This is a genomic window from Leptothoe sp. LEGE 181152 (assembly GCF_032906605.1).
In the GTDB taxonomy this organism is placed as follows: Bacteria; Cyanobacteriota; Cyanobacteriia; order Phormidesmidales; family Phormidesmidaceae; genus Leptothoe; species Leptothoe turfae.
Genome location: NZ_JASATU010000010.1, coordinates 2,381 through 19,480, shown reverse-complemented (window position 1 = coordinate 19,480; position 17,100 = coordinate 2,381). Strand labels below are relative to the sequence as shown.

1 protein-coding gene (running past one end of the window) is annotated in these 17,100 nt (G+C 53.5%); it reads left to right on the top strand.

What is annotated here, in order from left to right; translation table 11 throughout:
• On the top strand, positions 1-17,100 hold the 3' portion of the coding sequence (locus QGP82_RS06125) for an SDR family NAD(P)-dependent oxidoreductase (RefSeq protein WP_499057743.1). It extends 1,959 nt beyond the left edge of the window; only the last 17,100 of its 19,059 coding nucleotides appear in the window; its start codon lies beyond the left edge, outside the window; its stop codon occupies positions 17,098-17,100.

The following is a 17,100-nucleotide window of genomic DNA, read 5'->3' as shown; positions in this document are numbered from 1 at the left end:
CTGCAAGTTGGGCGTGAAGCCATGCAAGAGCGTTTGGCATGGGTGGTGTCATCCCTTGACGAGTTGATTGAGAAGCTGACCCAGTTTCTTGAAAATGAGGCTGCAGGGTCGAGGACATTTCGCGGTCGAGTTCAGCGCCAGCGTGGTCGACTGGCATTGTTTCAACCTGACCAGGAGACGCTCCAGCGCATTGAGGCCCAATCAAACGTTGGTGATTATTCGTTGTTGCTGGAACTTTGGGTGACGGGGCTCGTATTTGATTGGGACCTCATTTGGCCGCAACCCAAACAGTGTCGACATGTCAGTTTACCGACCTATCCATTTGCCAAGGAAAGGTATTGGGTGCCAGCATCTCCAGAGCCAACTGCAAGCGTTCATGCTGGGAGCCGTCCATTGATAGGTGATGGGACACCCCCGCCTGCAACGATTTTGGCTAAGCCACCTCGCCTGGTGGCCTTGGGCGATCCAACCATCATGCCTAGTGCGTTTCCTGTCCCGGCTGTGGCCAAGGTACCAAGGCTGTTGCATCCACCCATGAACTGGTGGATGCAGCAGCAGTCGTTCAAGCAGCCGTCGCTATTCAGTGTGAATACAGAGGAGCACGGAGCCGGTGTGGTGTCGGTTCTAATCGATAGCCACGACGGTTGTAATCAATTGACCCAGGCATTGCTCGATGAATTGGCACAAGCATTAGCGATCGCATGTGACCGGGCAGATGTAAATGTGGTATTGCTGCGGGGCAATGACGATGGCTTCTTGACCAGTGCCCCCTCGGCGGCAGTTTCGCCCTTTGACCAACAACTTGGCCGGTTGACGCTCGATCAGCAGGTACCGATCATCGCGGTCATGAAGGGCTCAGCCTCTGGGGCAGGATTAATGGTAGGAGCACTTTGCGACTTGATGATCTGCGGTGAAGAGAGCGGATTGCAATTGTTTGAGCCCGGTACCGAAGCATCCGTCTCCCAAGCAGCTATGGATTTTCTAACAGATCGCTTCGGCCCTGCGATCGCTAAGGTCCTGATTCAACCCAGCAATCGTTCCACAGGTGGCGAACTGTACGACCTTGGTATTGGTTGCCTGGTATTGCCTCGTCATGACATTGATGAGTTTGCATTGGATCTTGCCCATCGAATGGCAGGTGCCCCGCGCCAATCTCTAACCTTGTTGAAGCGGCATCTCTCCCGCCCCATTGCATCTACATTTGATCGAACAGTCACTGCCATAACGAGGGTAGAAGATGCTGATTTACCCTTAGACTCTGAAGCGTCCGAAGCACTGTTGCAGTCGGCATTCAAGGCAACCGCAACACCCGAGATGGCAGCCCCTGAAATCGTGAATCTTCAGTCCAAGGTTGTCAAGTTAGAGATTTTTTCCGATGGCGTGGCTGTCCTGACGATGGATGACAGAGACAGCAAGAATACATTTACCGAAGCGCTTGCCCAAGGTCTTACTGAGGCCTTTGCATGGGTTGAAAAGACTTTCTCAATCAAGGTGGTTGTGCTGACCGGGTATGGCCATTACTTTGCTTGTGGTGGCACGCGTGAGGCACTGCTGGCGATTCAGGCAGGACGGGCGCGTTTCACTGACTCACGGGTTACCAGCCTACCGCTGGAATGCAACATTCCGGTGATTGCCGCGATGCAAGGCCATGGTATCGGTGCTGGATGGGCGCTGGGGATGTTCTGCGATGGGGCCGTGTTTAGCGCTGAGAGTGTTTATCACAGTCCCTACATGCAATATGGATTTACGCCCGGTGCCGGTTCAACCCTGATTATCCCGCATCAGTTCGGGCATGATCTCGGGGGGGAAATACTGTTTGGTGCTAGGGAATTTAAAGGCCATGAGTTGAAGCGTCGCGGTATTACCATGCCTGTGCTTCCACGTTCAGACGTGTTGGCGGGTGCTATGGCGGCGGCGCATCATCTAGCGTCTGCTTCCCGCCAAACATTGATGGACTGGAAGCAGACGCGCGTTCGTGTATTGAGGCAACGCCTGGAATCGATCTACGCCGCAGAACTTGCCATGCATGAGCAAGCCTTTGTGGGGAGCCAGGAGGTGCGTGCAAGAATTGAGACCTTGTATGGTGGTCCATCCACCCCCATGGCAACCCAAATGGAGCAGACTGAGGCACAGTCCGACTACCAGGCTGCCGAAACCTCTGCAATGGGTGACGAGGTCTTACGCAGCGAAATCTTACGCACCATTGTTCATACCCTACGCGAAACCCTGGCCGCCGAATTGCACATGGCATTAGGCAAGATAAAAAATGACGTAGCGTTCATTGAAATGGGGCTTGACTCTATCAACAGTGTGACCTGGATGCGCGAAGTCAATCAGCGTTATGGACTGTCCATCCCCGCCACGGAGATTTACAACCACCCCACAATCAATGAACTGGCAAGATATGTGCGGCATGAGGGTAACAAGCTCGGGCTCTTCTTGCCGGATAACAGATTACCGGATAACAGATTGCCGGATAACAGATTGCCGGATAACAGGCATCTGCCCCAGCCCCAGCCCTCTGCGGTTAGCACCGCCACTGTTGAAACTCCTCGGGTATCTGCGGATACCGAACAAATGGGTGGGTTCGAAACAACGGCGCGATCTCAAACAGTGTCCCGAGACCGTGAGCTAACGCGTCACGACATCGCGGTGATTGGCATGGCCGGTCAGTTTCCAATGGCCCGCGACATCACTACATTTTGGAATAACTTGCTCGAAGGTAAAGACTGTATCTCGGAGGTGCCGCCGACTCGTTGGCCGCTTGAGTCGTATTACGACCTCAACCCAGAGGTACCCGGAAAAACCTATTCCAAATGGATGGGCATGTTGGAAGATGTGGACAAGTTTGATCCACTCTTCTTTAACATTTCTCCCATGGAAGCGGAGGCAATGGATCCACAGCAACGTCTCTTCCTGCAAAGCTGTTGGAGTTGCATCGAAGATGCCGGTTACGATCCGTTAAAGTTGGCGGGCAGCAAGTGTGGAGTCTTTGCGGGGTGTGGACCTGGCGACTATGGTCTGGGTTTCGAGGGCGCAGAAAGGGACGCGTCTACTCTGATGGGTGGATCCATGTCGATTCTGGCGGCCCGCATTTCCTATGTGTTGAATTTGCAGGGGCCTTGCGTGGCCATGGATACCGCCTGTTCGTCATCGCTGGTTGCCATTGCCTCAGCCTGCGATAGTCTGACCCTTGGCAACAGCGATCTTGCCTTTGCGGGCGGTGTTTCCATCATGGCTGGACCTATGATGCACATTATGACCAGCAAGGCTGGCATGCTCTCGCCGGACGGACGCTGTTTCACCTTTGATCAGCGGGCCAACGGCTTTGTGCCGGGTGAAGGAGTCGGCGTTATTCTGTTGAAACGTCTGGAGGATGCCGAAAGGGATGGGGACCGCATCGACGGCGTGATCCGGGGTTGGGGTGTGAACCAGGACGGAAAAACTAATGGAATCACTGCGCCCAATGGCGATGCCCAAACCAGGTTGGAAAAATACGTTTACGATCGCTTTGGACTCAATCCCGACAGTATTCAAATGGTCGAAGCCCATGGTACTGGGACGAAACTGGGCGACCCGATTGAAGTGGCAGGTTTGAAAAAGTCTTTCCAAGACTACACGAGTCGCAAGCGTTATTGTGCTCTCGGCTCGGTTAAAAGCAACGTTGGTCATCTACTTGCAGCAGCGGGTATTGCTGGTGCGATCAAATCGATACTGGCTTTGAAATACCGAAAACTCCCTCCGACCATACATTTCGAAGCACTTAATGAGCACATCGATCTGGAAAATTCTCCGTTTTACGTGAATACCTCCTGTCGGAATTGGGAGATTAAGGACGGTGAAGTGCGTCGCGCTGCGGTGAGCGGGTTTGGATTCAGCGGCACGAATGCTCATGTGGTGTTCGAAGAGTATGTGCCGTCTTTCCAAAAGGACACGACCAACGCACCCCTGGTACCTGCTGTCATTCTGCTATCAGCCAAGAATCGCGATCGGCTCAGGGCCATTTGCGAGAATTTACTTCACTACATAGACAGCCAATTCAAGGCGTCCGGGTGCAGTTTGCACGACCTGGCGTATACGCTCCAAATCGGTCGTGCCGCGATGACTGAACGTTTAGCCTTCGTTGCCAAATCAGAGGCGGCGCTGAGGACCATGCTTCAACGTTACCTTTCCGGAGACGATGTGGTTGGGCTTTTCCGAGGGCATCTGCAACGTGATCAGGATGCGTTGTCCCGGCTTGCTGCCGACGGTGCCATGCAAGAATTGGTCGCAAAATGGATGGCACAGGAGGATTATGCCAAACTGATGGAACTCTGGGTCGATGGCCTTGACATCGATTGGCAATGCCTACACACAGGGAAACAGCGACGCCGTGTTTCCCTGCCGACGTATCCCTTTGCACGGGAGCATTATTGGCGGCAGCCTACTGTTGCCATGCCAGGGGATGAAACCGTTAGCACCTCAAGGGTGCTCCCTATACTTGCAAGCTCAGGGCTGACTCCTTCTCTGGCCTCTTCGACGTTGTTGTGTCGACCAGTGTGGAAAGCGGCGGCGGTTTCTGTCGATGAGCATACTACTGAAAACACTACTGAAAACTTTATCCGCCATGTGATTCTGCTGTGTGGCAGTTTTGAGTCCCAGGCGGCGGCTATTGAGTCTGGTTTACCGGGGGCGCGTTGCACTGTTTTACACTGTGATGCGACTGACATTGCGGTCCGCTTTGGGGATGTCAGTTGCCAGGTGTTTGAAACCATCAAGTCCCTACTGCTTGAAAAAGCTGAGGGTAAAACCTTGGTCCAGGTGCTGATTGACAGCCAGGGTGAGGGGCAGATTTTGGCCGGTCTTGCAGGACTGCTGCAAACGGCGACCCTTGAAAATCCTGCCATGTTTGGTCAGGTGATCGAATTACAGCCAGATGGCGATCCGGTGACCACCTTGTTGGAAAATCATGCGCAAGCAGAGGATGTACGGATCCGCTATGTCGATGGCAACCGCATGGTGCTCACCTTCGAAGAGCTGACTGATGTGTCTGAGGAGCCATCACGATGTTGGCAGGATGAGGGCGTTTACCTAATTACTGGCGGTGCTGGAGAACTGGCAGCGTTGTTTGCTGAGGAAATTGTTTCCAGGGTTGCGACTCCCAATATCATTCTGGTCGGTCGGTCGGTGCTCAATGATCCAATGCAAGCTCGGTTGGACCGGCTGGCAACTGCAGGTGCCCGTGTGGACTATCGGCAGGTCGATGTGGCAGACGAGACTGCCGTAACAGACTTAATGAAAAGCATTCGACGTGATTTTGGACGGTTGGATGGCGTGTTGCATGCCGCTGGCATGATTCGTGACAACTTTTTAACGAAAAAAACAACTGCCGAATTCAAAACTGTTTTGGCAGCCAAAGTGGAGGGGACCGTGCTGTTGGAGCGTGCTTCCCGAGAGTTAGCTCCCAAGCTGATTGTTCTTTTCTCGTCTTGCTCTGGGGTAACCGGTAACCTGGGTCAGGCAGACTATGCTGCTGCTAATGCCTTTATGGATGCGTTTGCCCATGGGCATGGGCTCCAGCATGGAGCGAATGCTCGCCCGACCCGGATCGTTTCTGTCAATTGGCCCCTCTGGAATTCCGGGGGGATGAGGGTGGATGATGCCACTTTGGCAGCCATGCATGAAAGGACGGGATCTATCCCTTTGGAGAGCGACGCGGGTCTGAAAGCCTTTTATCAAATAATTGCCAGTGGACTTACCCAGGTCATGATTCTGTCCGGAGAAACAAAGCGTCTCCGTCAGGTCATCTTGTCAGGGAATTCAAAACAGTCCGCCAATGATGTCCTGGAATCAGCGGCGGCTGTGGACGAACAGGAACTTTGCGATCGCACATTAGATCAGGTGAAATCTCTGCTGGGTGAAACCATCAATCTTGCTAAAGACCGGATTGATGAGTATGAACCGCTTGAAAGTTACGGCATCGATTCAATTCTGGTGACCCAACTCAACCTGAAACTGGGGCGTGTTTTCCCAGAGGTTTCCCAGACCTTACTCTTTGAGATCCGTAATCTGCGGGATCTTACCGATCATTTAGTCGATACGTTTCGCCTGGACTGTATCCGCTGGACAGGTTTGGACACGGTAATGGCACCTGTGACTCGACCAACCACAACCCGTAATGCCAAGGACGTCGGACCTTCGGCTGAGGATGTGAACCGAGTCGGCAACAACGCAGATTCCTCACTTGTAGGCAATGGCCCCCGTCAGTCGATTCAGGAGCCGATCGCCATCATTGGCATCAGCGGTCGTTATCCCCAAGCTGATTCCCTTGACACTTATTGGGAGAACTTGAAAACCGGCAAAGACTGTATCACTGAAATTCCCGAGGAACGCTGGTCCCTGGACGGGTTTTACCATCCGGATCCACAGCAGGCGGTGGCCCAGGGCCTGAGCTACAGCAAATGGGGGGGATTTTTAAACGGGTTCGCCGACTTCGATCCGCTGTTCTTCAACATCTCGCCCCTCGAAGCAATGGGCATAGATCCCCAGGAACGTCTATTTTTGCAGGCTGCCTGGGAGGCGGTCGAATCGGCAGGGTACTCACGAGCAAGACTGGCCCAGACCGTGGATGGCAATGTTGGTGTGTTTGCTGGCATTACCAAGACAGGATTTGATCGATATGCACGGGATTGGGCAAACCAGGGGGAAACCGCAGTGCCCAATACATCGTTCGGTTCAGTTGCCAATCGCGTCTCGTATTTGCTGAATCTCCACGGCCCCAGTATGCCGATCGACACGATGTGTTCCTCCTCTCTGACTGCCATCCATGAGGCCTGTCAGCACTTGCGTCAGGGGGATTGTGCCATGGCTCTGGCAGGTGGCGTTAATCTGTATCTCCATCCGTCCTCCTACGTGGGTCTATGTGCCCAATATATGCTGTCTAAAACTGGGCAATGTCGAAGTTTTGGAGACGGCGGCAATGGTTTTGTTCCAGGAGAAGGCGTCGGCGTAGTATTGTTGAAACCCTTGTCTGATGCTCTAGCGGACGGCGATCCTATTCATGCCGTCATTCGGGCCACCCAGGTTAATCATGGCGGTAAGACCAATGGCTATACCGTCCCCAACCCCAAAGCCCAAAGCGAGCTGATCAGACAGGCGCTGGACAATGCTGGTATTGATGCTCGCAGCGTCAGTTATGTGGAGGCCCATGGCACGGGTACGGAGTTGGGCGATCCCATTGAGGTGACCGGCCTGACCCAGGCGTTTCAAACGGATACTACAGACACCGGTTACTGTGCCTTGGGTTCGGTTAAGTCAAACATCGGTCACTTGGAGGCTGCTGCCGGGATTGCAGCGTTAACCAAGGTGGTTCTGCAGATGCGACACGGCGAACTGACTCCCAGTTTGCATGCAGAAACCTTGAATCCTAAGATCCCATTTCCAAAGACCCCGTTTAAGGTGCAGGTGCAGCCGGAGCCATGGGAACGGCCCCGGTTAAGGCTCGATGGTCCATTGAAAGAATATCCCTATGTGGCTGGCATCTCGTCGTTTGGAGCGGGTGGTTCTAACGCCCACGTGATCCTGGCTGAGCCCCCCAACAGAGTTGCGATCGCTAACGACGACGACAACAACGATCCTGTGATCATCGTCCTTTCTGCCAAAACGGAGGACAGTCTCTCCGCCTATGTCGAAAAGTTGTTGCACTTTTTGAGTCGGGCTGATGCTTCTGAGTCTCCGGCGTTACGCAATATCGCCTTCACTCTGCAAACGGGGCGTGATCCGATGGAGGAGCGGGTTGGTTTTATTGCCCGCACCAGGCACGAGCTGATCGAAAAGCTCCAGGGCTTTCTTGCCGTCGGGCCAGATCAGGTAAAGGACTGCGTGCGTGACTGTGTCGCTCGCGGCCACGATAGTTTGACACGACTGGCCCATGACGAGGACGCCCAGGAGATGATCCGAGCTTGGCACAGCAAGCGAAAGCTGTCTAAACTTCTGGATTTGTGGGTCAAGGGGATGCCCATAGACTGGGAGCAGCTCTATGGGCATCCCCGTCCAAACCGGGTCGTATTGCCCACCTATCCATTTCAGCAGGAACCCTATTGGATTCGCGTGGGTGTCTCCAAAGCTAATGAACGACAGAGTGTGCAGCCCCTGCATCCCCTGCTTCATCAGAATACGTCGGACCTGGATGGATTACGCTTCAGTTCAGTGTTCTTAGCCGACGCGCCCTATGTCGCAGACCATGTTGTGGGCGGTCAAAAGCTCCTGCCGGGCGTAGCCTGTTTGGAAATGGCACGGGCGGCGGTGGAGCAGATCAGCGGCCCATGTGAAGGTTTGTCAGTTCGGTCGATCAACCATGTTGTTTGGGCTCGACCAATTGTTGTGGCGGAGCATCCACAAACTTTGCATGTCGGCCTTTTGGACGAAGGGGAGGGCAAGGTACGGTTCGAAATCTACTCGTCATTAACGGATGATTCTCCTGTGCTGCATGGCCAGGGGGTTGCCATGCTCCAGGCTGTGAAGATGGAATCTGAGATGCCTGTGCTGGACTTGGATAGGCTCAAGGCGGAAGTTGTTAACGCGCCGCGATTCGATGCCGCCCAGTGCTATGCCACATTCCAATCCATGGGGGTGAATTACGGACCATCCCATCAAAGCCTGGTGGAACTGTTTGCTGACAGCAAGCACGTGTTGGCACGGCTGCAACTGCCTGATGCGGCATTAGCAACCAGCGACGCCTATCTACTGCATCCCAGTCTCTTAGACGGCGCGCTCCAGGCGGCGATTGGCTTGGCACTACAGGGGGGGCAGACGGTTGTCGCTGACAACCTGGCGGCAACCGTACCGTTTGCCCTGGATGAATTGCAGATCTTCGCCCCATGGGTGAACGACATGTGGGTCTGGATTCAGGTGAGTGAAGCGACATCCCCGTCAGCAGGAGGGCAGAAACTTGATTTCGAGCTGTGCGATGCCCATGGGCAGGTGTGTATTCGCATGAAAGGATTCACATTTCGCCCATTACCATCCGGTTCTTCTCACCCAGACGTAGCGAGTAGCCTGCTGCTTGCCTATCCTGAATGGCGCGAGCAATCCGTTATGGCTGCGGATCCCTCACCTAATTTTGAGCACCGTCATCTCCTGGTCTATGGCGTTGATGGGCTATCCGACGACGTTGTTCACGCTAAGTTACCAGGGGTTGCATGGCAACAGTTGCCGTTTGACCAAGACGATGTCGCAGCTGCTTTTGCAGGGGTCTCTACGCAAGTCTTTCGTTTAACGCAGGAGTTGTTGGCTAAGAAACCCACCCGTAGGGTGCTAGTGCAAATCTTGATTCCGTCCAAAGGGACAGGCAATCTGTTTAGTGGACTCGCGGGCTTGCTGCACACGGCTCGGTTAGAGAATCCCCTGTTTGCGGGTCAAGTGATTGAGGTCGATGTTCGAACATCGGCAGACACGTTGGTGCAGATTTTGGCTGAGAATGCCACTGGTCTGGAGGATGTCAGGATCCGATATGAGCGGGGTGTCCGGCGGACGATACATTGGTGCGAATTTGCATCGCCGATGCCGACAAAGCTATCGACTGTACCCTGGAAATCTGGAGGTGTTTATTGGATCACGGGGGGCATGGGCGGTCTGGGACGCCTCTTTGCCAAATATATTGCCACCGAAACGCAGGATGTCACGCTGATATTGACAGGCCGATCAGCCTTGGCTGCCGAGCAACGAGAATGGCTTGAAACCTTGAATGCCAATGGTGCCCGTGTGGACTATCGGCAGGCCGATATCAGCCTGGAAGCAGACGTTGAACGCTTGGCCCAGGAGATCGTCAGGGATTATGTGAAAATCGACGGTATTCTTCACGCGGCAGGGGTTTTACAGGACGCGTTCATACTTCAGAAACCGGTTGATGAGTTTCAGGAAGTCCTGTCCCCTAAGGTTGCCGGAGCCTGGAACCTGGATCGGGCAACGAGGCAACTGGATCTGGATTTCTTTGCTCTGTTTGCAGCGGGTGCGGGATTACTCGGCAATCCGGGCCAAAGTGATTATGCAACGGCCAACGCATTTTTAGACGCCTTTGCCCATTTCCGCAACGGGCGTGTTGAGCGCGGTGAGCGGAGTGGACGTACCGTCAGCATCGATTGGCCACTTTGGCAGGACGGTGGCATGAAGATGGTCGCCGCTGCCCAAGCGACGATGACAGATAAGCTGGGATTAACTTCCATGGCATCTGTGGTCGGGCTAGAGGCGTTTGAATGCATATTGGCATCGGGCAAAGGCCAGATGATGCCATTAACAGGCGACCTGTCACGGTTGCGATCGCTGCTTAAAGTTTCTGTTGAACCCGACAGGACCTTGGTTGAGGTTGACCATGGGTCGACAGCCAGGGTCGATGAATATTCTGAGCCAGAAGCGGTAGCCATCGATTACTTAAGACAATTGATTACCTCCGCACTCCATATACCGCCCCATCGCTTACGTCCGGACGAGTCATTTTCACAATTTGGCATTGATTCGATTGTGGTGATGAACCTGACCAATCAACTGGAGGAAACCTTCGGATCATTACCAAAGACACTCTTTTTCGAATATGACAACATTGGTTCGCTGGCACGATATTTTGTTGAAACCCATAGGGCAAAACTGACATCGGTCATTCGCGGAGACCGAATGGCAAAGGGCAGGACACAGGCGGCAACTACCGAGCCGTTGACAGCACTGACAACAACCGTCTCCACAGCGAACAGTATGTTGCGAACTCGACGGTATCGCTCCGCTGTGCAGGACACTAAACCTCAGGAAGCTCTTTCAAGCCGTGCCCTTGACATCGCTATTATTGGGTTGTCCGGGCGTTATCCCATGGCAGCCGATTTGAAAGCGTTCTGGGCCAATCTGCGGGACGGTCGCGATTGCATCACAGAAGTACCGCCTGAACGTTGGAACTGGAGGGACTATTACTCTGACGAATCCGGTAATGGTGCTGGCCACAGCAGTAAATGGGGAGGGTTCATCGACGATGTGGACAAGTTTGATCCCCAGTTTTTCAACATCTCGCCAAGGGTTGCTCCATTCATCGATCCGCAGGAACGGCTGATTCTAGAGGAGACCTGGAAGGCACTAGAGGATGCTGGATATCGTCCCCAGGATCTTCAAGCAAAGCTTGGTGAGGATACGGTTTCACCGGTCGGTGTCTATATCGGTTCGATGTATGGCGAATATCAGTTGCTGGGTGCAGAGTCGACGATGGTCGGTAAACCCGCAGCTTTTGCGGGCAATTTGGCCAGTATTGCCAATCGAGTCTCCTACGTCCTTAATCTCAACGGCCCCAGCATGATTGTGGACACGATGTGTTCCAGTTCACTCACTTGTGTGCACCTGGCTTGTCAGGATCTAAAGTCAGGTCGGACTGACCTGGGCATTGCTGGCGGGGTCAATCTCACCGTCCATCCCAATAAGTATCTGATGCTCAGTGGCGGTCAGTTTATTTCCACCCAGGGTCGATGCGAAAGCTTTGGCGAGGGCGGTGATGGTTATATCCCCAGTGAGGGTGTTGGCGTCGTATTGTTGAAACGTTTGGCTGATGCCCAGCGCGACGGAGACCACATTTACGGCGTGATCAAGGGCAGCGCTTTGAATCACGGTGGTCGCACCAACGGCTATAGCGTGCCGAACCCTAACGCGCAGAAGCGAGTGATTGTTCAAGCCCTAAACGAAGCGGGCATTGACCCCAGAGCCGTTAGCTACATTGAGGCCCATGGCACCGGAACTAAGCTTGGAGATCCAATTGAAATTGCAGGGTTGACCAAGGCATTTGGTCTGGAGCCTAACAATAGGCAATGTTGGATCGGGTCGGCAAAATCTAACATTGGCCATTGCGAGGCGGCGGCGGGTATTGCTGGCCTGACCAAGGTGTTATTGCAAATGCAGCATCAACAAATTGTGCCGTCGATTCACTCCAGTGTCCTGAATCCCCATATCGATTTTGCATCCACGCCCTTTGTCGTTAATCAGGAATTGCGCGATTGGCAGCCTGCCAATATTGACGGCAGGCCGATGAAGCGCATTGCTGGCATCTCATCTTTTGGTGCTGGCGGGTCTAATGCCCACCTGGTAATCGAAGAAGCCCCCAACGTATCCATTTCGCAACCGCTGGAGGATACCCCGAACGCGAATTTCAAGGCCGGTCAGCCTCCACGCGCCCTCATCTTGCTCTCGGCCAGAAGCGAGGAACAACTGCGCCAAGCGGCTCGCAACCTACGCGATTTTGTGACTGATCCATCACGCGCCTCCGATACTCAATTACATGACATCGCCTACACGCTGCAGGTAGGACGGGAACCTATGACGGAGCGTTTAGGTTTCGTGGTGGATTCCATGGGGGAGTTACGGGACCAACTTGAGATGTTTCTCAATAGTGCTTTGCCCGTGGAGGGGCAGCTTCGTGGCCGCGACGATCAGCAATTGTCGGATGGCTTCAAATCCTTGTCATCAAATTCGGCTAGTAACGCCATGGTTGATCGCTTCACTGGGGGGGGCGATGGGCAAGAAATCCTTCAACTTTGGGTTTGCGGACATGAATTTGACTGGACTAGACTCCACCGTGCCATCAGCCCAAGCCCCCGACGTATCAGCCTGCCGACGAGCCCTTTTACCCACCGTCGATATTGGGTTGAAAGACCCGGCACTCCATCTGGTGGTCCATGGCCAATGGCCGCCCAAGTCGCTATTCCACCGCGGACGGCACCATCACCAATGGCCGAGTTGACTGGACTTTCCCAACCATTGGCCACCCTTGATGGTATGGAGTCCCGCTTCATGACGGCGATGCCGAACAAGCCTAATCAACTCGTCGAATTGACGCCGTTATCGACTAATCCACAATTCTCCAGGAACGTTGTGTCCAGCGAGCAGTTGGCGACCGATGATGCCGAACCTATTAGACCGGCTGAATCTATCAGTGAGCCGGTCGCGGCACCACGTTCAGTGGCACCTCCATCGGAGCGTTCAGTGACTGAGCTTGAATCCCTCCAGAAAAAGCTGCTGACCAGTCTGGCTGAAACACTCTTTATGGGAGTGGATGAAATCGGGCTAGACAAGCCATTCATGGACTTGGGGCTTGATTCGATTGTGGCGGCGGAATGGATTCGGTATATCAACCAAGAGTTTGGTTTGGACATAGCGGCGGCAATCGTCTATGAGCATGGAACCCTTCGAAAGTTTACGGCATTCCTTGATAATGAAATAAGCGACCTGAGCCCTTCGATGTCCCCGTCACCCGTACCGTTGGCCGAACCAATGCCAGTTACCAGCCGCGAGACAGAGCCTATCGATGCAGCTGTTTTGGGGCAGCCCAGCGTGGTTCAGTCCCATGAATCAGAGACAGCGGCACCAGATTCTTTTACGGTCAACTCAGCGCATCATCGTTTGGAAACCTCCCATAAGCAGACGAGCGATATTGCCATTGTCGGCATGTCAGGGCGGTTTCCCGGTGGACCGGATCTGGATGCGTTCTGGCACCTGATTGAAAGGGGAGAAACTGCATTCTCTCCCCTTCCACGGGATCGAGATTGGGATTTGGAGGGGATTTATCACTCGACTCCGCACCCCAACAAAACCTACGTGCGCCGTGGAGGGTTTCTGCAGGGTATCGACTGCTTCGATCCATTGTTTTTTGAGATTTCGCCCAAAGAGGCGATGACGATGGATCCATGTGAACGTTTGTTTCTGGAGGAATCATGGCGGGCGATTGAGGATGCCGGCATTGACCCCAAGAGTCTTTCTGGGTGTCGATGGGGTGTGTTTTGCGGCAACGGCGGTGATTACTCGCTGCGGCTAAAAGAGGTCTTGGGATTCTCGCCCCATGTTACCCTCTCCCAGGTTCCAGCCCGAGTTGCACACTGTCTGGACTTGAATGGACCTTGCCAATCGGTGGATGCTGGCTGCGCCTCTTCCCTCCTGGCGATTGCACAAGCTTGCGATCAACTGGTGATGCACCGATGTGAAGCCGCGATCGCAGGCGGGGCATTGCTCCACTCAACCCCCAATCTTCTGATCAGTGCTTGTCAGATCGAGCTGCTTTCAGCGGCTGAGACCGGTCACGCATTGGACGCGCAGGCTAACGGCATGATGCCCGCTGAAGCAGTCAGTGTCGTTGTTTTGAAGCGGTTGGCCGACGCGTTAGCTGATGGGGACCGCATTCACGGTGTAATTGAGGGTTGGGGCAGTAACCATAATGGTAAGACAAATGGCATGGTTACCCCAAACGCAGATGCTGAGGTGGCTTTATTGGAAGACGTCTATACTCGCTTCGGCATTGATCCTCAAACCGTTACGCTCATGGAGGCTAATGCGTCCGGTATGCCGTTGGCGGACACAGTTGAGGCTCACGCTCTGACTCGTATTTTTGGAGGCGCTACTACGAAACGCCAGCAGCCTTGTGTTCTGGGGACGGTAGAAAATAATGTCGGGCATGCGTTTCATGCTTCGGGCATGAGCCACCTCATGAAGACGTTACTCGCGATGCGGTATCAGCGAATTCCAGGCACGCCAAACGTGCGAAGACCATCAGACTCATTAGACCTGGAGAATAGCCCCTTCTCGATTATCCAAGAAACCCTCCCTTGGGAGGTTGAACCTGGGCAGTTACGCAGAGCAGCCATCAATTCGTTTGGAGCCACCGGAACCAACGTGCATTTGGTGCTTTCTGAATCTCCTGCGGTGGCAGCGGCGGCAGAGCCAATTTCAGTTCGCAGTGGGCCTGTGCTGATTCCGTTGTCTGCTCGCACTGCTTCTGGCCTGCGGCAGCGATGTTGCGATCTTCAGCATTGGCTGGATTCATCCTCAGAGGGTCTGAACTGTGATTTGCAACGTCTCTCCGCAAACCTATTGATGTACCGGTCGCACTTTGAGGAACGCTGTGCCATTGTGGTCAGCGATGTTGCCACGTTGCGAACACAGTTATCTCGCATCGGCGATGGCCATCCGATCGAAAAGGGCTTTCTTGGCAGGGTGGACGCCTCCAGTCCTTTGAGCCCTGCCTTGTCCACACTTGCGGCTGCCACCGTTAAAGGCCTCCAGGCACCGTTGCAACCAACGGAAGAAGACCTAATAGTCCTGGCGGATCTCTATACGAAAGGCGTTAACCTGGACATGTCAGCTTGTTTTACAGCGGCAGAGCAGGCTGTCTTGTCACTACCTGGATATCCATTTGAAAAACGTCGATGTTGGGTATCCGGCACCGGCTCAGGCGAAACATCCCAGGGTGTACAGAAGATTACAAAATCCAAGCCTACAGCTGAGATTGTTGAGCATCTAAAAGCTTTTGTGGGTGAGTTGACCGGCCTGTCACCGGATGAGATTGAGAGTGGAAAACCGCTTAGTGCTTACGGTGTGGACTCATTGATGGGCATGCGTTTACTAAATCGAATTAATGCCTTCTCTAGCGAGGACTTCGATGCATCACTTTTGCAGAATAGCAGCCTAGATGAAATGGCGGCGACAATTCAGACAGGATCTCAATGGAATGGTGACGAAGTACCCTCAAGCCTATCACCCTTACGGACTTCGGGCATTGAGCGACCTTGCCCGGCATTTATTGAGCGGCTAGAGTTGGCGATTTCACCTGGAACGGAGGTGATAAACACCGGCAACGGTGAGGCCCAGTTAGAACATTTAATACAACATGGGGTCGGTGTCTGGTCAGTGAATGGACGGCTATGCTTCGAGTTCCTCAAGGGCACGCAAACGCGCGAGTCGGTTCAAAGTCTCTTGAGTCATCCTCGCTCACTGCTGTCGCTACTCACGGAAGGTGTTGGCTATTATCCGACCAGTCAAATGCAGCGATTTGCACTGGATGCCTCTGAAGTTCACGGGAAGACCGCTCTCAATATTGGCCAGGCATTTTGGATCGATAGTCCTGTCAATATGGAATTGCTCCGCCGGGCTTTCAACGAGATGACGCAACATCATGCCATTTTACGCACTGGCATTCGACGCGCAGGCGAGCAATGGGTTCAAGTTGTGTACGAGAGAAACGAAGTCGACTGTCAGGAAGAGCTTTGGCCTGATGTCGAAGATCAAGCAACCTTCCTTGACGCTCTAGAGACATTTCAGCTAGAGCAGATTGGTGCAGGGTTTGATGCTGCTCAGACAACCTTGCTAGACCTGTTCGTGGTATATAACGGGAAGGATTTGGGGGCAATCTATTTCCAAACGCATCATTTTCATGCCGATGGATTCACGTTATTCCTCCTTCAGCAGGAACTGTATCAGCGGTATCGAGCTCTGGTGGAAGGAGCAGATTGGACACCTCCCACACTGCGAGCTGAATATGCGCACTTTTCGCTCTCTCTATTTGAGTCGGCTAATGCCGAGAATACGCAATTTTGGCAGGACTACCTGAACAGACAAGCCCATGGGCCAATGTTGCGGGACCGGGCGGAGTATTTAGAAAGCGTATCCCCGAAAGCTGGTGTCTTAACCATCGATACTTCGATAGACCTCTTGGACGGTGCCCGACGATTCAGGGGCACCCTGACACAAATGGTCGCCTGTGCGGTTGGCGTGCTCATGTACCGCCTGACGGGGCAAAATATGGTAGTGCAAATGGTTTACAATTTGCGCGATCGCTACGAGTTTGAGAATGTTTTCGGAGACTTTTCATCATCGGCACCCTTAACGCTGGATATCCAATCAACCATGACGCTCCGTGATGTCTTTGCATGCTATAGCCAGGCATCCTTGGAACTCCAGATGCACAAGCGATTTGATTTCATGGACGTGATTGGTCAGTTGGGTAGCTCAGGAAAGTGGAGTGGTATCTCCATCGACAGCAATGATCGAGACGCCCTCTGTCAGGTAACGGACTTTGCCGAGCGAATGATTGACATGCCGCTGGAGGAGCGTGACCCTGTTGGCCCCTTGGTCGTATGTCTAGTGAAAACGGCAGGACAACTAACTCTGCAGCTTTTGTACGACAAAACCCTGTTGTCGTCTCACACCATCGAATTGTTTGGTGAAGCCATGCAAAACCTGCTGGTGAAGATGATAAACGAACCGGAGTTTCGGGTTCTAGATTTCCAACCCTCGCCCGAATTACTACAGAGATTAGACCTACAGCTTTAG